Here is a 17,105-nt window from a genome sequence, read left to right as displayed (position 1 = left end):
GTGATGTCTCTTCATGCAGAAAAGGCACGAATTCAGACAGCATCTATCCAGAATGTCGGAACGAAAAGGCCGCCTGACAAGACGCCCCCTTCAACATCCTCAGGCAGATTGCTCAGCCGGCTCGCTTTTGCCTTTCCCGTACACATAAACAGGGTTGGCTTTGCTTTCCGCCACTTCACGATTGATGACGACTTCCTCAACGCTGTCCAGCCCGGGGAGATCGAACATCGTTCCAAGGAGAATATTCTCCATGATCGATCTAAGACCACGTGCACCTGTCTTACGTTCGATAGCACGCTTGGCGATGGCGGAAAGTGCGTCTTCCGTAAATGTCAGCTTGACGCCTTCCATCTCAAAAAGACGTGCATACTGCTTGGTCAGCGCATTTTTGGGCTTGCTCAGAATCTGGATCAGAGCAGCTTCATCCAAGTCGTTCAGAGCCGCGATAACAGGCAGACGCCCAATGAACTCTGGAATCAAACCAAACTTGAGAAGATCCTCAGGTTCAACGGTCTGAAGAATTGCTCCAAGACGCCGCTCGTCATCAGAACGCACATCCGCTCCGAAGCCGATGCCCGAGCCCTTGCCGCGAGCGGCAATGATTTTGTCCAGGCCCGCGAATGCACCACCGCAGATGAACAGCATGTTCGTCGTATCCACCTGCAGGAACTCCTGCTGGGGATGCTTTCGGCCACCCTGCGGCGGAACGGACGCAACTGTCCCTTCCATCAGCTTGAGCAGCGCCTGCTGTACACCTTCGCCCGACACGTCACGCGTGATGGAGGGGTTATCGGACTTGCGAGAAATCTTATCGATTTCATCGATGTAGACGATGCCACGCTGCGCACGCTCAACGTTATAGTCTGATGCCTGAAGAAGCTTCAGGATGATGTTTTCAACGTCCTCGCCCACATAACCGGCTTCGGTCAGCGTCGTGGCATCAGCCATGGTAAACGGCACATCGAGAATACGAGCCAGCGTCTGAGCCAGCAGCGTCTTGCCTGTTCCGGTCGGGCCAATCAGAAGAATGTTCGACTTCGCGATCTCGATGTCATTGCTCTTCTGAGCATGGGCCAGACGCTTATAATGGTTATGAACGGCCACAGAAAGCGCGCGCTTGGCCTCGAACTGACCAATGACGTAATCGTCTAGAACCTTACAGATTTCTTTTGGCGTCGGAACACCGTCTCGGGACTTCACGAGATGCGTTTTATGCTCCTCGCGAATGATGTCCATGCACAACTCAACGCATTCATCACAGATGAAAACTGTCGGGCCAGCGATCAGCTTGCGCACTTCGTGCTGGGATTTCCCACAGAACGAGCAATACAGGGTGTTTTTGGAATCGCCGGATTTGTTGCTCATCGCTGTTCCTCTTTCCCCTCACGCACGCACCGACCACTTTTCGGCAGCAGACATGCGGAAGCACTTAAAACTCTAGGCCGAGGTCTCAGCCTTCGGCAACCCCGAAGCCCTGGGCTCCAAGACATGAAAAGCGGCATATCGGTATGCCGCTTTTTCTTTCCAAGGGGAGCAACCTGCTCCCCTGTCACTTCAAACAAACTCAATCCTGACTGGCTGCCACGTTGGGATGACGTCGCACAACAGCGTCAATCAGGCCGAATTCTTTCGCTTCTTCAGCAGACAAATAGCTATCACGCTCGAGCTTGCGCTCGATCTCTTCAAGCGTCTGCCCGGTATGCTCACGATAGATTTCGTTCAGGCGCTGGCGGATCAACAGGATCTCACGAGCCTGAATCTCAATATCGGAAGCCTGGCCCTGAGCACCGCCAGATGGCTGATGCACCATCACGCGCGCATTCGGCAGGCAGTAACGATGCCCCTTCTCGCCACCAGCCAGCAGCAGCGATCCCATGGATGCCGCCTGACCAATGCAAACAGTGCTGACGGGGCAGCGGATGTACTGCATCGTGTCATAGATCGCGAGACCAGCGGAAACGACACCGCCAGGGCTGTTGATGTAGAACGAAATTTCCTTGGTCGGATTGACGCTCTCAAGATACAGAAGCTGAGCGCTGATCAAGGATGAAACCTGATCGTAAACCGGGCCGGTCAGGAAGATGATACGCTCCTGAAGGAGGCGTGAAAAAATGTCGAAAGCTCGCTCTCCGCGGGCAGTCTGTTCGACCACCATCGGCACCAGAGAGTTGTTGAACACCTCGACGGGATCGCGGTCCCCAATGGTCATACTGTCTGTTCCTCAATGCCCGATGGGCTGTCTGTTCTCTCTAACATGGACCCGAGAGAGCGTTCCGTCAAAGGGAGCAGACAGCAAAACGGGCACTCCTGAGAGTGCCCGTCCTTCTTACGTCAGTACTCTCAGAGCTCGGCAGGCGGGATTTCTGCGAGTTCTTCAGGTGTGACTTCCTTTTCGGTGACGTCAGCCAGCTCGATCAGATAGTCGACAACCTTGTTTTCCAGGATCGGGCCACGGAGCCCTTCAACAGCCTGCGGGTTCTTGGAGAAGAACTCGAAAACCATCTTTTCCTGACCCGGGTAACGCTGAGCTTCCTGCTGCATCGCACCCAGCAGTTCCTCGCGGGACACCTGGATTTCCTGCTTGCGACCAATTTCAGCCAGCAGCAGACCCAGCTTCACACGGCGCTCTGCAATACGACGGTAATCTGCACGCAGGGTCTCTTCGTCCTTGCCTGCATCTTCCTCGTCCATGCGACCCGCTTCGCGATCCTGCTCAACGCGGGTCCAGATCTGACCGAACTCGGCGTCAACCATGCTCTGCGGGGCTTCAAAGTCGGTCTTCTCGGACAGGGCATCCAGAAGCTCGCGCTTGATGCGCAGACGGGAAAGCTGCTTGTACTCGCCTTCAGCCTGCTCCGTGATCAGGGAACGGATCTGCTCGATGCTCTCAAGACCAATGTCCTTGGCCAGATCATCGTTGATTTCCGGATCAACAGGCTTCTTCAGGGACTTCGCCTTGATATCGAACGTCACAGCCTTACCGGCCAGTTCTTCAGCCTGATAGTCTTCCGGGAACGTCACGTTGATAACGCGCTCTTCCCCGGCCTTCATGCCTTCCATCTGCTCGGCAAAMCCCGGGATGAAGCCTTCACCGCCGATTTCGACGTTCACGTCTTCAGCCGTGCCACCGTCAAACGGCGTGCCATCATGCTTGCCAACGAAGTCAACGCAGACCACGTCACCCTTTACGGCAGCGCGATCTTCTTCAATGGCGTCAAACTTGCGGCTGCGACGGGCGAGGTCAGCCAGAGCCTTGTTCACGACTTCTTCGTCAACCCTGGAGGTCAGACGCGTCAGCTTCAGACCGGACAGGTCAGGAACTGCAATTTCCGGCAGAACTTCGACTTCGATCTTGAATTCCAGATCGCCATCAGAGTCCGGAGCAGAAACCAGCTCTACCTTCGGCTGCATAGCAGGACGGACGTCCTGTTCCTGGAGAAGCTTGCCAACCGTGTCGTTGACAACTTCTTCCATCAGTTCCGCATTCACGGCTGCGCCGTGACGCTGCTTGACGAGAGATGCCGGCACCTTGCCCGGACGAAAACCCGGAAGCTTGATCGTGCGCGCTACTTCTGCGAGTCGGGCTGCGCGACGAGCCTGCAGGTCGGCAGACGGGACAACGACAGTGAAGGCGCGCTTAAGTCCTTCGTTGAGCGTGGGCGTAACCTGCATGAGCCAGGCGATCCTCTCGGTCGGGTATGTTAAAATCTCTTCTCAGGAAACCGGGTTGGTACGGGCGGAGGGACTTGAACCCCCACGACTTGCGCCACCAGAACCTAAATCTGGCGTGTCTACCAATTCCACCACGCCCGCTCAGCCCCGTCTCCGGGGTTCGTGTTACCGAACCTTGGAAGCGCGGCCTTTAGCGCATGAAACGCTACTTCACAACAGGGCGGCCACCGGGTTTTTGCTTAAATCCGCCTTTGCAAGCTCTGTCGCAACGCTCCGCGCCTCTCCCAAGGGAAGATCCAGATCCTCTGCGACGGGCCACCCACCGTGATCACGGGCTGCCTGTATTCCCGCCTCACCATGCAGCCAGACACCTGCGCAACACGCCTCCCAGGTCTCCATTCCCGCAGCCATCAAAGTCCCAATCACCCCTGTCAGCGTGTCGCCCGATCCTGCAGTAGCAAGCGCTGATGTGGCGTGCGCATTGATCGCAATGCGTCCGTCTGGCGCAGCTATGATCGTATCTGCCCCCTTCATGACCATCACGGCATTCAACTCACGCGCAGCATTTAAGGCAGCTTCAGTTCGACTCCCCGTCACAGAGCCAAACAGCTTTTTGAATTCGCCGATATGCGGCGTGACAGCCGCCACACCTCTCAGACGAGAAAGGTCTTCCGCTCCCCACGCCAAAGCACCGGCATCCGCAAGAACCGTTTTTTTTGCGGCCAATAGCGCAGGGAGAACTTCGGAAACCTCTTCAGGGGCCAGGCCGGGCCCGCAGATCCAAACCTTCCGTCGCAAATCTTCCAGCAGGGAACCAAGAGGCTGGTCATCAATGATGAGTCCCGGGTCGCCGAGTCGATAGGCTTCGGCAGCTTTTCGGGCTGCGATGCGGACAAGCCCGGCGCCTGTCCGCCGTGCGGCTCGTGCTGCCAGCCTTGTGGCGCCCGGCATAACAGCGCCGCCACAAACACTCACAACACCGCGTCGGTATTTATAGTCTCCCTCTCCGGAGACCGGCAGCTCCCAAAGCCCCGGCCAATTGAAACTTATTTTTGGCGTCAGGCCACTCCATGCTTGCTCAGGCATACCGATATCGGCGCAGACCAGCTCCCCGCACAATCCTCGCCCGGGCTCCAGAAAATGACCTGGCCGTGGCCTCACAAATGTGACCGTCAACGCGCAACTCTGTGCCTGACCGAGCACTTCTCCAGTTTCTCCGGATACGCCGCTCGGCATATCGATCGCCACACGCCGAGGAACAGCCGCGAGCACTTCAGCTACGTCGTCACTGACTGGACGCTTCAACCCGGACCCAAAAACAGCATCAACCAGCAGGTCAGCTCCTTCCAGAGATGCTCTCTCGAATGGCAGCACAGGACCAGCCCACCCTGACGCAGCGATAAATGCCGGCCCACCCTCTTTGGGAGTGCCCATCGCCACCACTCGGACCGACCATCCCCATCGCGCCAGAAGACGGGCCACGACGTAACCGTCTCCTCCGTTGTTACCCGGGCCGCAAACAACGGCCACGCGACATTTCTGAAACCGCTTGCGAATGGCTCGAGCAACGGCCCATCCCGCATTTTCCATGAGTTGCGCGACAGGAACGACAGCCGAAGCAGCATGATCCATCACGTCGCTTTCCTCGGGTGTTAGCAGCGCAAGAGAGTATGGAGGCATAACTCTGTTCTTCTCCTGATGAGCGGGCGTGCTTACAGAAAGCACAGGCAACATCCGCGTTCCCTATGGCCTTTGGACATTCCCCTCGGGTAACCTCCGGCCGATACATCAGGGATATCCCTGCTCTTCCTTCACCCACCTGACCATGACGAGGATCAATGACGGGTTCACTTCTCTGGAGCCTAGTGCTCGCAATCCATCTTCTGTGCATGACATACTGGATTGGCGGATCAATCTACTCCGCCCTGGTTGTCCGCTCCACAGTTGGCCTCCTCGACCCCGGACCACGCTCGTCGGTTCTTTTGCAGAACTACACACGTTTTTTCAAAGGCCTCTGGCAGGTTGTGCCTTTTTCCTTGGTGAGCGGCTGGGCACTTGTTTTCCATGAAGGCGGCTTTGCTGCCGTGAACTGGACGATCAATGCCATGCAGTTGATCGGCATTGCCATGGCGGTGGTTTTCATAACGACAGTTCGCGGTCCATTCCTGCGAGCCCGTCGGGCCATGCGCCCTCAGCCTGCTGTTTTTGACACTCTCAGAAACCGTATGGTTCTCATGGCTGGCCTTGGTCTTGTGAACATTCTGATTGCAGCCATGGCGCACGGCATGTGATTGTGGTAGCGATATGGCGCTTCATGGGCTGTATCGCTTGCCTTTCCAGCGTTTAGCCGATAACGCACCACTTTAAAGTTGCGGGACATGTGCCCGCCCTCAACTCCGGTCCATTCCGTCAGGTCTGTACCGTCAACGAGAGTCTCGAGAGTCATTTGAGCGCGAAAACGACCTCCGGTCCTTCCAAGCCCCGTACCTCTGCCCCTGCAAAACGCGGACGCCCCGTAGGCAGCCGTGCGAAGGCAATCAAGAATTCCCCGATCGAAACGGAAGATGCCGATTCGGCTACTCCTGAGCCGGTCGTAGCTGAAAAGAAGCCTCGCGGTCGTCGTCCCGCTGCTCAAAAGACAGAGACAGAAGCCGTTGCCAAGACCGCAACACCTTCTCGTCGGCGCACGAAGGCAGTTGCAATCTCCGAAGAGGAAAGCGCACCAGAAACTGCTGAAGTTGCCCCAGTACGTCGTGGCCGTCGTCCCAAGAGCGAGACGGTTGATACCGACACTGTGAGCACTCCTCGCCGCAATGCACGCAAGCCAGCTCCGGAAACAACCGAGTCCGTCGAAGCTGTTGCCCCGGAAGCAACCGAAACTCCTGCGCCCAAGCGCCGCGGTCGCAAGCCGAAGGTTGTAAGTGACGGTGTCGTTGAAGAAGTCGCAGCGCCTGCTCCCAAAAAGCGCGGGCGCAAACCGAAAGTCGTTGCTGCTGAGGCTACACCTGAAGTCGTTGAGCCAGCAGAAACACCGAAGCCACGTCGCGGGCGCAAACCCAAAGCTGCTGTCGCAGCCGAGGTACCCGCATCTGAACCAGCAGAAGCCGAGGCCCGTCCTGAAGTTGCTCCTCCGGTAGAGGCAGCAGAGGCTCCAGCGAAAGCACCAGCTCGTCGTGGACGCCCTAGGAAGATTCGGCCCGAGGCTGAAGCTCCGGTAACTGCCCCAGCTATTCCGGAAATGACGGCTGAGATTAAACCTGAGCCGGCACAAGCTGAAGTTGTAGTCGCTGTTGAGGCCTCAGAAGATCGTCCGCGTTTTGCTGATCTTGGCCTTTCTGACGCCATCATGCGCGCCATTCAGGAACTGGGTTACGAGCATCCGACTCCTATTCAGGCTCAGGCTATTCCTGAAGTTCTAAAGGGGCACGACGTTCTGGGTGTGGCTCAAACCGGAACGGGAAAAACAGCATCCTTCACGCTTCCGATGATTGAGAAGCTGTCTGGTTCTCGCGCTCGGGCCAGAATGCCGCGTTCGCTCATTCTTGAGCCGACCCGCGAGTTGGCCCTCCAGGTTGCAGATAATTTCAAGCTTTACGGCAAGCACTTACGCCTGACCCATGCGCTGCTGATCGGCGGTGAAAGCATGGCCGAACAACGCGAAGTTCTGAACCGCGGTGTGGACGTCCTGATTGCGACTCCGGGACGCCTTCTCGATCTGTTCGGACGCGGCGGCCTGCTGCTGACTCAGACAAGCACGCTGGTTATCGACGAAGCTGACCGTATGCTCGATATGGGATTCATTCCCGATATTGAAAAAATCGTCAGCCTGCTGCCCGCAAATCGCCAGACGCTTTTCTTCTCCGCCACTATGGCACCCGAAATTCGTCGCCTTGCCGATGCCTTCCTGAGAAATCCGGTACAGATCACGGTCTCCCGTCCATCTTCTGTCGCAACCACGATTGAAGAAGGTCTGATTGTCGTTGAAGAGGACGAGAAGCGCCGGGCACTGCGTAAGCTGCTTCAGGCGCAGAATGTTCAGAACGCCATTGTGTTCTGTAACCGCAAGCGCGACGTGGACATGCTCCAGCGTTATCTGACGAAGCATGGATTCGCCGCAGGTCATCTGCATGGCGATCTTGCACAGTCCTTACGCTTTTCGACGCTTGATAGCTTCAAGTCTGGCGAGCTGAAGATTCTGGTCTGCTCTGACGTTGCCGGACGTGGAATTGACATCGGCGGTCTGTCGCATGTTTTCAATTTTGATCTGCCGTTCAATGCGGAAGACTATGTGCATCGCATCGGACGCACTGGTCGTGCCGGTAAGCATGGTCATGCCTTCAGCATTGCTGGACCGCGTGACCGCCGCCTCCTGGACGCGATTGAAACCCTGACAGGAAAGGTTATTCCCCGTCTGGAATTCGCCGGAATACAGTCTGTTGATTGGGCTCAGGAAGACGAGAACGGCCGCCTGATTCATACACCCAAGCAGGCACTTCCATCGCAAACTTCCGAAGAACCCAGCATTGAGGACGAATCGGAAGGCCAGCGCCGTAACAAGCGCCGACGCGGAGGGCGCAAGCGCAATCGCACGGATCGTGACGAGACACAGGTGGCAAACGCGCCACAGCCTGTTGCAACCCCCGTTGCGCAGCCTGCTCCTCACGATCGCCAGTCCGTTGAACTTGCCCCTGCCTTTGAAACCGATGCGCCGAAGACAGGCTTTGGCGGCGATACACCTGCATTCATGCTGGTGCCTCGGCGACACAGGCTGTCGGTGGCAGCCGAAACAGACCTGACCCTTCCCGTTCAGCACGATGCTCGTCATTACGGTGATGAATAACCCCGGGACCGGAGCTTTTCCCCTCCGGATTGAAGGTTTAGGCGCTGCGGCTGACGGCGTGGCTCATCACGACGGGCATGTTCTTTTTATTCCTGGCACATTGCCAGGAGAGGAAGTGCTAGCCCGCTTTTCTGGTACGCGCCCTGAACTGATTGAAATTACGGCTCCGTCGTCAGATAGAGTTGCACCCCCGTGCACTCTCTTTGGCGAATGCGGTGGCTGTGCGATTCAACAGATGTCATTGCCTGCGCTGCTGGACTGGAAGACAACGCGAGTCGCTGAAGCTCTCACCGCAGCAGGCTTTGAAGATCTTCCTGTTCCGCAGCGTTATCAAACCCCGTCATACACGCGCCGACGCATGGACCTCGCGATCCAGCGTATTCCAGGCGGCGTTATCCTCGGGCTTCATCGACGCAATGGCGATCCGGTGGATATGACGGAGTGTCATGTCCTGCACCCGACCCTCTTTGCTTTGCTGACGCCACTTCGTGAGGTCCTGTCTTCTCTGGGTGCGTTGACCGGCCGCGGAGGCTTAGTCCTCAATCTTCTGGATAGTGGCCCAGACCTGACGCTTTCAACGCCAGCTGAGTTGACTACCGCTGACCGCACGAAACTTGCCGCCTTCGGGAGGCAACACGGACTGCCGCGGATTTCATGGCAAAACCCGAAAGACCGTTCTATTGAAACGGTCTCACAGACGCGGGCAGTCAAGGAAGCATTTGGAAGCGTGGAAATTACTCCGCCTCCTGCTGCCTTTCTTCAGGCGACTGAAGATGCGGAAAATGCCATTGTACAGGCTGTTGTTGATGGGCTTCCGCCACTCAACAAAAAAGATATCACCGTCGAGCTTTTCGCAGGCTGCGGTACTCTGACATTCCCCATGTCGGAAAAAGGCCGCGTAATAGCGTATGAAGGCGATCTTGCTGCTGCAACTTGCTTAAAGGCCGCAGCAGGCGGTCGACGGGTGGACGGATTCCATCGTGATCTTATGCGTCAGCCTCTTCTGCCTCAGGATCTGAAGTCAACGCGAGCTGTCGTTCTTGATCCGCCTTATGCTGGTGCTGGTGCACAGACAATGCCACTCGCCAAATCTGGCGTTAAAGACATCGTGTATGTGAGCTGTAATCCTGCTGCGTTGGAAAAAGATGGCCGCGCATTAAAAGAGGCAGGCTATTCAGTCCTGAACTGGACAATTGTGGACCAGTTCCTCTGGTCCACAGAAGTGGAAACGGTTCTGGTATTTTCACGTGATCCTAAACGGATCAAACGTGAAAACTCTCGCCGCAGCCGCAACGTCCCTTCTCATTTGGATTCCTGAAGGTAAATCCGGCTTCGAGATCCTTGATCTCGTAGTCCATGACTGTTCCCGTCAGAAAAAGTGTGGCCTTGCGATCAACAAGCAGGGTCACACCTTGGTCTTCTACGCGCTCGTCCGTTACGGCTGGCTCATCCACAAAAGTCATTTCGTAAGACAGGCCTGAGCAGCCTCGCGTACCAACACCAATGCGTAAAAGTTGTCCCTGATGAGCGCCGGCATAGAGAACGCGCAACCTCTCAGCTGCACGATCAGACACAGACATCAGAGCGGGAAGTGGTCGACGTGTCAGGGTTTCAGACATGACTTTTGCCCCTCAGATCAGAACATATTAAGCGCAAGACGCGCATCATCACTCATGCGGCTCATGTCCCACGGCGGATCCCATACGATTTCCACAGTGGCATTCGTCACATTTGGCACTTTCAGAATGGCGTCACGCACCATTTCCGGCAGTTCCTGAGCACTCGGACAATTGGGAGCCGTCAGGGTCATTTCCACGTTGACCCGGCCGTCATCATGCAGGTCAATCGCGTAGATCAGGCCCAGCTCATAAATATTTACCGGGATTTCCGGATCATAAACGGTCGCAATGGCCGCTATAACAGCGTCCTGGTCCGGGCCAGTGCCCTCACCTGTTACGGGAGTGCTCTCATCAATGGGGTGTTGTTCGGTCATGGCATCACTCATGTGAGCATCTTCCGTGCCCGTTCAAGGCCTGTGATCAGGACGTCAATCTCATCCTGTGTCGTGTAAATACCGAAACTGGCGCGTGCCGTAGCATGCACACCGAGACGACGGACAAGCGGCTCCGCACAATGCTGACCAGCACGGATCGCAATTCCCAACTGATCCAGCAAGGTAGCCAGATCATGGGGATGAGCGCCGTCCATCACGAAGGACAGAACACCACCGCGAACCTGCGGAGACCCAAGAATTTTAAGACCCTCAACCTCGCCCAAACGCTGCTCGGCATATGTGGTCAAGGCTGTTTCGTGACGAGAGATTGCGTCGTAGCCAATCCCCTCCACGAACTTAACGGCGGCGCCCAGACCAATCGTTTCCAGAATGGCAGGGGTTCCCGCTTCGAACTTATGAGGGACAGTTGCCCAGGTCGCACGCTCGAAAGAAACATTCTGGATCATCTCGCCGCCACCCAGGAACGGTGGCATGGCATCTAGAAGCTCCCGCTTCCCCCAGAGTACGCCGATACCTGTTGGCCCATAAAGCTTATGGCCAGTGAAGGTAAAAAAGTCTGCTCCGATATCCTGCACATCGATTTTCCGATGTACGACAGACTGCGACCCATCAAACAGAATGCGCGCGCCATGAGCATGGGCAATTTCTGCCAGTTTTTTGGCAGGTGTGACGGTCCCCAGCACATTCGACATATGCGTAATGGACACGAGAGCGACATTGCCATCATCCAGAAGCGCTTCATACGCCTCAAGATTGATGTCACCACTCTCATCCATTGGGGCTACACGGAGTTCGATACCAACCCGGTCCCGCAGCATGAGCCATGGGACAATATTGGCATGATGCTCCAGTTCCGAGATCAGAACCGCCTGCCCTGGCTTCATCAGTGAGCCAAGACTATGCGCCACCAGATTGATGGCCTCTGTGCTGTTTCGCGTGAAGACAACCTCATGGCGGTTTGGCGCATTAATGAGCCCTGCGACAGCATCACGCGTACGTTCGTAAGCTTCTGTTGTCCGCTCACTCATCCAGTGCAAGCCGCGATGAATATTGGCGTACTGATGATACGCCGCATCGCGCATAGCTTCGATCACGCATTCCGGCTTCTGGGCTGAAGCGGCACTGTCGAGAAAGACGAGCGGACGACCATGCACCTGCTCAGACAGGATCGGAAACTGCGCGCGTACAGCCGGCGTCATGCTGTGATGCTCCGGATCAGTACGTCGCGCAGGGTCTCGTCTGTTACGAGATCAAGTGCATCCAGAAGGAAGGCCTGAACGAGAATAGCGCGCGCTTCTGCTTCTGGCACACCACGAGAGCGCAGATAGAAAAGCTGCTCGTCATCCAGTGCCCCCACAGTCGCGCCATGGCTGCACTTCACGTCATCCGCGTAAATTTCCAGCTCAGGCTTACTGTTAATCTGCGCTTTCTCTGACAGAAGAAGTGCCTGATTCATCTGATAGCCGTCAGTCTTCTGGGCAACACGATCGACGAGAATCTTGCCCTGGAACACGCCCTGTCCGCTCTCAGAGAGCACAGTCTTAACCGTTTGGCGCGACCCACAATCAGGCGCTGCATGATGAATCATGGATGTCAGGTCGTTCAGGCGTGTACCATCCACGATCTGGATTCCGTTCACATGGACCTGTGCATGGGCTTGGGTCAGCGTCGCAACAACTTCGTGCCGCGCCAGTTCACCACCCTGATTCAGGGTAAAGCTGTCGTAGTTTCCGTTCGCGTCCACGGATGCATAAACAAGAGCAAGATGCCCCGCGTCCAGACCCTCACGTTGCAGTTTGACGTGATTCAGCTGGGCACCCTTCCCAACCACAATGTCAAACCGCGGGTTGGTCACATACCGACCGTCCCCTGCGTTAACATCGAACACCGTCAGAGATGCACCGTCTTCCAGAACAATCTGATGGCGCAGATGTGTGGAAATGGCGTTCCCTGAGGTGAGGGAAACGAGGCTTAGCGTTCCAGCAGCAACGCCCGCAGGCACGCGAATGGACAGACCATCCTGACGCAGGGCTGCGTTGAGAATAGCCGAAAAGCGATCCTCTAACGGGTCAACGGCTTCACCCTGCGAACGAACGAGATTTTCCGAAAGGCATGTTTGAGATGCAGCTTCCTGCCCATTCGCGAAAACCGCACGGCTTTCGGCTTCTGGCAACGCAAGAGCGTCCAACAGAGACTGCACATCATGATCCGACAGTGCAGGCGCTTCGTTCCACACCGTTTCCGTAAAGGCCCGCAGGGGCGTATATCGCCATGCCTCAACACGCCGCGTGGGAATCCCGCGCTCAGCCAGAACAGAGCCATGTCCCGCTGCGCGCCCGACGAAAGCGCTCAGGGCTGGGGACGACTGAACTGCGGTCCCTGTACTCACGCTGCAGCCTCAAGGAACTGGGTGTAGCCCTGCTTCTCAAGCGTCTTTGCCACTTCCGGACCACCACTAAAGATGATCTTGCCCTTGGCCATGACATGCACGCGGTCAGGAACGATGTAATCGAGCAGACGCTGATGATGCGTGATGACAAGTGCCGAGAAATCAGGCCCACGAAGAGAATTCACGCCATCTGCAACGATACGCAGGGCATCAATATCCAGACCACTGTCTGTCTCGTCGAGAATAGCGAAAGAGGGCTGCAGCAAGCGCATCTGGAGCACTTCATTGCGCTTCTTCTCACCGCCGGAGAAACCTACATTAACAGCACGCTTGAGCATTTCGTCAGACATGGACAGACGCTTGGTCTCAGCCCGGACGGCCTTTAGGAAAGCAACAGCATCCAGTTCGTCTTCACCGCGCGCACGGCGCACAGCATTGACGGCTGTCCGCAGGAAATTGGCGTTATTGACGCCCGGCAGCTCGACGGGAGACTGGAATGCGAGAAACACGCCCAGAGCCGCACGCTCTTCCGGGTCCAGAGCCAGAAGATCCTGACCTTTAAAGGTCGCACTGCCGCCTGTTACTTCGTAGTCATCGCGGCCGGAAAGGACATAGGAGAGCGTAGATTTGCCAGAGCCATTCGGGCCCATGATGGCATGAATTTCGCCCTTTGGAATTTCAAGGTCGATCCCTTTCAGGATTTCCTTTGGCGTCCCATCGGCATCAATGCGTGCTTCGAGGCCCTGGATCTTGAGAAAATCATTCATGTCTTAACCCACACTTCCTTCGAGGCTGACCTGGAGTAGCTTCTGAGCCTCGACCGCGAATTCCATTGGCAGCTCCTTGAGCACCTCGCGGCAAAATCCGTTAACAATCAAACCAACTGCGTCTTCTTCAGAAAGCCCGCGAGAGCGACAGTAGAAGAGCTGGTCTTCGGAGATTTTAGACGTCGTTGCTTCGTGCTCGATACGCGCGGTCATGTTGCGGCTCTCGATATACGGAACCGTATGTGCACCACACTGATCACCAATCAGCAGACTGTCGCACTGCGTGAAATTGCGCGCATTGCGTGCCTTCGGCTGCATACGAACAAGACCACGATATGTGCTGTCAGAGCGGCCGGCCGAAATGGTCTTGGCAATGATCGTCGAGCGCGTATTCGGCGCCAGATGAATCATTTTCGTACCTGTATCGGCCTGCTGGTGATTATTGGTCACAGCAACGGAGTAGAATTCGCCGACCGAGCCCTCGCCTGCCAAAACGCAGGAGGGATACTTCCACGTAATCGCGGAACCGGTTTCAACCTGAGTCCAGGAAATCTTGGACCGTGCGCCGCGGCACGCTCCGCGCTTCGTCACGAAGTTATAAATACCACCGCGACCTTCGTCGTCTCCCGGATACCAGTTCTGCACCGTAGAGTACTTGATGGACGCATCATCCATCGCAATCAGCTCGACAACCGCCGCATGAAGCTGGTTTTCATCTCTCTGAGGAGCCGTACACCCCTCCAGATAAGAGACGCTCGCCCCATCTTCGACGATAATCAGGGTCCGCTCAAACTGGCCGGTGTTGCGGGCATTGATCCGGAAGTATGTGGAGAGCTCCATCGGGCAACGCACACCTTTTGGAACGAACACAAACGACCCGTCCGTAAAGACGGCGGAATTCAATGCTGCAAAAAAATTGTCAGCGGCTGGTACAACCGAACCAAGATACTGCTTTACAAGATCCGGATGTTCGCGAATGGCATCCGAAATCGGGCAGAAGATGACACCAGCTTCTTCAAGCGTCTTGCGGAAGGTTGTCGCAACCGACACGCTGTCAAAAACAGCGTCAACGGCAACAGGAAGACGCTTCTGATCTTCAGCACCTTCAACACCAGCCAGCAACGCCTGCTCATGCAGCGGAATGCCTAGCTTGGCATAGGTTTTGAGAAGTTCGGGATCGACTTCATCCAGACTTTTCGGGCCAGGCTTCTTCTTGGGCTGAGCGAAGTAATGCGCATCCTGATAATCAATCGGAGGGTGGCTGACTTTGGCCCATTCAGGCTCTTTCATTTCCAGCCACATGCGGAAAGCCTTGAGACGCCATTCCAGCATCCACTCAGGCTCTCTCTTACGCTCCGAGATCAGGCGAACCGTATCTTCATTCAGGCCCTTGGGAGCGATATCCATTTCGATATCAGTCTCGAAGCCCCACTCGTAACTGGACTTCGCGAGCTTTTCGACTGTCTCGCGGGTCTCCGTCACAGCTGGCATGATTTGGTGTCCTCAGTTGACCGGATCAGCCACGGGGACTGGCCCGGCGCCGGTAGTGTCGAGAGAAGGCTCCTTGGGCTCCTTCCCGCTATGTAGAACGGAATGTCGGTCCATATCCGCAAGCGTAATACTGTTGAGCGTTCGGAGAATGGCGTCATTCACCATGTCCCATTGCCCCGAAAGGCCACACAGGGAGCTATGTTCGCACTCCCGACCGTCGCAGCAGGCTGTAATCGAAATCGGACCATCAACAACAGCGATAACCGTGGCGATCGTAATTTCTTCCAGCGCACCTGCCAGCCGATAACCGCCACGGGCCCCTCGATGAGAGATGACGAGTCCGCTCGAAGCCAAACCCTTAAGCAGCTTTGCAACGGTTGGCTCGGGTACTCCGGTCTCTCCTGCCAGCGCGGCGGCTGTTGCCAGACCCTCGTGCTGTCCGAGGTGGACAAGGAGGACGGTGGCATAATCGGCTAGTTTGGAGAGCCTCAGCATAGCTTGCACACTCACATTACATTCATTCAAGACTTATGAAGTCCTGATTAGGTTCCAGATGACCCATGCTGTCACAAAGGTCAAGAAGTTTGTGATGTCTTAAACGGAGTTATAACCTCTTCAGACACCGAAAAACAGGCGGGAGATCAGATCAAGGCCAGCTCCAGCCAAAAACCCGACGACAGTCCCGTTAACGCGAATATAGGCCAGATCCCGCCCTACACGTGCTTCCAGACGGCGCGCAAGGTCATCGCCATCCCATCCTGCCATGACGTTGGCGATGAACCCGGAGAGCTTGTCTCTGACGCCAGGAAGCAGCTTCGAGACCATGCGCTCCACGGTTGTGTTGATGCGCTCTCTCAGCGGATCATTTTCACGCATGGACGTTGCCAGACCGGTAATCGCCGTATCCAGAACAGAGGCACTCCAACCGTCCTCTTTTGCGCAATCCTCTTCTGCCATCCGGCGAACGCGCTCCCAGAGCTCACCGCTCCAGGCTTTCAGACTGGAATGCGTCAGAACTGAGCCAATCGCTCGCGTCAGATCCTGTCGGCGATCCGGATCCGTTTCCATCCGATCGATTTCAGCCCGCACCCACGTCGTGAAACCGTGCCGAATATCCGAGTCCATCGGATCGATCCGTTCAATTTCTGCCTGAAGAGCAGTCAGAACCCGATTGGCAACCGATCCCCCAATGGCCCAGCCGAGGAAGCGTCCCCCCTGCTCACGCACCCGCTCCTCGACGAACTGCCTCAGATCACCTTCCTTGGCGGCGACCGTGGCCTTGAGCTTTGCCAGAAGGAAGGAGAGCACTTCCTGATGCATCTCACTGTCCACCATCGCCCTCATGGCGCGAGAGACGAGTGGCGCGATTTCCTCACCATTGAGCAGGACCGGCAGCGCGCGCGATAGAGCAGCACTCGCCCGACCGTCCTCAAGGCGATCAAACAGGCTGGGGATACTGGCGCGCAGCGTGGCGACAAGTGTCTGTCGGGTAGATGGCTCGCTGAGAGCGTCCGCAATCAGACCTGGTAGATCAATCTTGGAGAGGGCCCGATGAACGTCCGCATCCGTAAAGAACTGACCGGACACAAACCGGCCCAGCGCCTGCCCTAACCGCACCTTCTGTCTGGGAAGGATAGCCGTATGAGGAATAGGAAGCCCCATCGGATGTCGGAACAGGGCTGTCACTGCAAACCAGTCCGCCAAGCCTCCAACAACGCCTGCTCGTGAGCCTGCCCGGAGTACGCCTAACGCCAGGCTATCGTCGTGGAAATGTCTGGCCGCGAGATAGGTCGTACCTGTGGCAACCGCGCCCATGCCGATTAGAAGGCCTCCGGCCAATCTTGTTGGCGAAGATCCCTTCTGCGGAATGACCTGACTGACATCTTTCTTCATATCCGGATGCATGAAGCCTCCGATAGCATCATCCGGACG

Annotated in this window: 15 protein-coding genes and 1 tRNA gene; 3 read left to right on the top strand and 13 right to left on the bottom strand. The window is 56.3% G+C overall.

All coding sequences use genetic code 11. The annotated features are described in order from the left end of the window. Nucleotides 1-99: 99 nt before the first annotated feature. The 5 genes from clpX to KP708_RS13300 form a co-directional block, all read right to left on the bottom strand. The gene (gene clpX, locus KP708_RS13320; RefSeq protein ID WP_046901426.1) at nt 100-1,365 is read right to left on the bottom strand and encodes an ATP-dependent Clp protease ATP-binding subunit ClpX; all 1,266 of its coding nucleotides are present in this window, start codon (nt 1,363-1,365) and stop codon (nt 100-102) included. 199 nt (nt 1,366-1,564) lie between these two features. Then, complete coding sequence (locus KP708_RS13315) at nt 1,565-2,209, bottom strand: ATP-dependent Clp protease proteolytic subunit (protein WP_046901425.1); 645 nt, start codon at nt 2,207-2,209, stop codon at nt 1,565-1,567. A 131-nt stretch (nt 2,210-2,340) separates the two neighbouring features. Beyond that, nucleotides 2,341-3,672 (bottom strand): trigger factor, encoded by a 1,332-nt coding sequence (tig, locus tag KP708_RS13310; protein ID WP_215750836.1) that lies wholly within the window; start codon nt 3,670-3,672, stop codon nt 2,341-2,343. Nucleotides 3,673-3,728: 56 nt separating this feature from the next. Continuing rightward, nucleotides 3,729-3,813 (bottom strand) — tRNA-Leu (locus KP708_RS13305). Nucleotides 3,814-3,882: 69 nt separating this feature from the next. Beyond that, a complete protein-coding gene (locus KP708_RS13300) occupies nt 3,883-5,352 on the bottom strand; it encodes an NAD(P)H-hydrate dehydratase (protein ID WP_215750835.1) in 1,470 nt (489 codons plus the stop codon). A 158-nt stretch (nt 5,353-5,510) separates the two neighbouring features. On the opposite strand from KP708_RS13300, the gene KP708_RS13295 reads away from it, so the two are divergent. The 3 genes from KP708_RS13295 (at nt 5,511) to KP708_RS13285 (ending at nt 9,830) form a co-directional block, all read left to right on the top strand. Then, nucleotides 5,511-5,963 carry a hypothetical protein gene (locus tag KP708_RS13295; RefSeq protein WP_046901422.1) on the top strand — a complete coding sequence of 151 codons (453 nt, stop codon included), beginning with the start codon at nt 5,511-5,513 and terminating at the stop codon, nt 5,961-5,963. A gap of 89 nt (nt 5,964-6,052) precedes the next feature. Further along, nucleotides 6,053-8,512 carry a DEAD/DEAH box helicase gene (locus tag KP708_RS15850; protein ID WP_371822765.1) on the top strand — a complete coding sequence of 820 codons (2,460 nt, stop codon included), beginning with the start codon at nt 6,053-6,055 and terminating at the stop codon, nt 8,510-8,512. Beyond that, entirely contained in the window at nt 8,505-9,830 is a 1,326-nt protein-coding gene (locus KP708_RS13285; protein WP_252347508.1) for a class I SAM-dependent RNA methyltransferase, read from the top strand. Before KP708_RS15850 ends, KP708_RS13285 begins: the two co-directional genes overlap by 8 nt. Here the strand turns inward: KP708_RS13285 and KP708_RS13280 are convergent. The 8 genes from KP708_RS13280 to KP708_RS13245 all read right to left on the bottom strand — a co-directional run bounded on the left by KP708_RS13280 (nt 9,775) and on the right by KP708_RS13245 (nt 17,078). Then, nucleotides 9,775-10,131: an iron-sulfur cluster assembly accessory protein gene (locus KP708_RS13280; protein ID WP_046901420.1), complete on the bottom strand. Its 357-nt coding sequence runs from the start codon at nt 10,129-10,131 to the stop codon at nt 9,775-9,777. The two genes, KP708_RS13285 and KP708_RS13280, sit on opposite strands and share 56 nt — an antisense overlap. A 17-nt stretch (nt 10,132-10,148) precedes the next feature. Continuing rightward, nucleotides 10,149-10,517, bottom strand: a complete 369-nt coding sequence (locus KP708_RS13275) for an SUF system Fe-S cluster assembly protein (RefSeq protein WP_064273147.1) — start codon at nt 10,515-10,517, stop codon at nt 10,149-10,151. Further along, nucleotides 10,514-11,725 carry an aminotransferase class V-fold PLP-dependent enzyme gene (locus tag KP708_RS13270; RefSeq protein ID WP_215750833.1) on the bottom strand — a complete coding sequence of 404 codons (1,212 nt, stop codon included), beginning with the start codon at nt 11,723-11,725 and terminating at the stop codon, nt 10,514-10,516. The genes KP708_RS13275 and KP708_RS13270 overlap by 4 nt, the downstream gene beginning before the upstream one ends. Then, entirely contained in the window at nt 11,722-12,915 is a 1,194-nt protein-coding gene (gene sufD, locus KP708_RS13265; protein ID WP_215750832.1) for a Fe-S cluster assembly protein SufD, read from the bottom strand. Before sufD ends, KP708_RS13270 begins: the two co-directional genes overlap by 4 nt. Continuing rightward, on the bottom strand, nt 12,912-13,682 hold the full coding sequence (sufC, locus tag KP708_RS13260) for a Fe-S cluster assembly ATPase SufC (protein WP_046901416.1): 771 nt from the start codon (nt 13,680-13,682) through the stop codon (nt 12,912-12,914). Before sufC ends, sufD begins: the two co-directional genes overlap by 4 nt. Before the next feature lie 3 nt (nt 13,683-13,685). Further along, nucleotides 13,686-15,173 (bottom strand): Fe-S cluster assembly protein SufB, encoded by a 1,488-nt coding sequence (sufB, locus tag KP708_RS13255; protein ID WP_046901415.1) that lies wholly within the window; start codon nt 15,171-15,173, stop codon nt 13,686-13,688. Nucleotides 15,174-15,185: 12 nt separating this feature from the next. Next, nucleotides 15,186-15,668: an SUF system Fe-S cluster assembly regulator gene (locus KP708_RS13250; protein ID WP_046902051.1), complete on the bottom strand. Its 483-nt coding sequence runs from the start codon at nt 15,666-15,668 to the stop codon at nt 15,186-15,188. A gap of 120 nt (nt 15,669-15,788) precedes the next feature. Next, nucleotides 15,789-17,078 (bottom strand): DUF445 domain-containing protein, encoded by a 1,290-nt coding sequence (locus KP708_RS13245; protein ID WP_215750936.1) that lies wholly within the window; start codon nt 17,076-17,078, stop codon nt 15,789-15,791. Nucleotides 17,079-17,105 lie beyond the last annotated feature (27 nt).

This window comes from Gluconobacter sp. P5H9_a, assembly GCF_018812085.1.
Taxonomy (GTDB): domain Bacteria; phylum Pseudomonadota; class Alphaproteobacteria; order Acetobacterales; family Acetobacteraceae; genus Gluconobacter.
The sequence above is the reverse complement of the archived record's forward strand: the minus strand, read 5'-3'. Positions and strand labels throughout refer to the sequence as shown.

Bases quoted from the DNA above. Each gene is read 5' to 3' on its own strand.
- KP708_RS13280 (WP_046901420.1), bottom strand. From the start codon at position 10,131: ATGTCTGAAACCCTGACACGTCGACCACTTCCCGCTCTGATGTCTGTG.
- KP708_RS13270 (WP_215750833.1), bottom strand. From the start codon at position 11,725: ATGACGCCGGCTGTACGCGCGCAGTTTCCGATCCTGTCTGAGCAGGTG.
- KP708_RS13315 (WP_046901425.1), bottom strand. From the start codon at position 2,209: ATGACCATTGGGGACCGCGATCCCGTCGAGGTGTTCAACAACTCTCTG.
- KP708_RS13295 (WP_046901422.1), top strand. From the start codon at position 5,511: ATGACGGGTTCACTTCTCTGGAGCCTAGTGCTCGCAATCCATCTTCTG.
- KP708_RS13300 (WP_215750835.1), bottom strand. From the start codon at position 5,352: ATGCCTCCATACTCTCTTGCGCTGCTAACACCCGAGGAAAGCGACGTG.
- KP708_RS13245 (WP_215750936.1), bottom strand. From the start codon at position 17,078: ATGCATCCGGATATGAAGAAAGATGTCAGTCAGGTCATTCCGCAGAAG.
- KP708_RS13250 (WP_046902051.1), bottom strand. From the start codon at position 15,668: ATGCTGAGGCTCTCCAAACTAGCCGATTATGCCACCGTCCTCCTTGTC.
- sufC (WP_046901416.1), bottom strand. From the start codon at position 13,682: ATGAATGATTTTCTCAAGATCCAGGGCCTCGAAGCACGCATTGATGCC.
- clpX (WP_046901426.1), bottom strand. From the start codon at position 1,365: ATGAGCAACAAATCCGGCGATTCCAAAAACACCCTGTATTGCTCGTTC.
- KP708_RS13285 (WP_252347508.1), top strand. From the start codon at position 8,505: ATGAATAACCCCGGGACCGGAGCTTTTCCCCTCCGGATTGAAGGTTTA.
- sufB (WP_046901415.1), bottom strand. From the start codon at position 15,173: ATGCCAGCTGTGACGGAGACCCGCGAGACAGTCGAAAAGCTCGCGAAG.
- KP708_RS13275 (WP_064273147.1), bottom strand. From the start codon at position 10,517: ATGAGTGATGCCATGACCGAACAACACCCCATTGATGAGAGCACTCCC.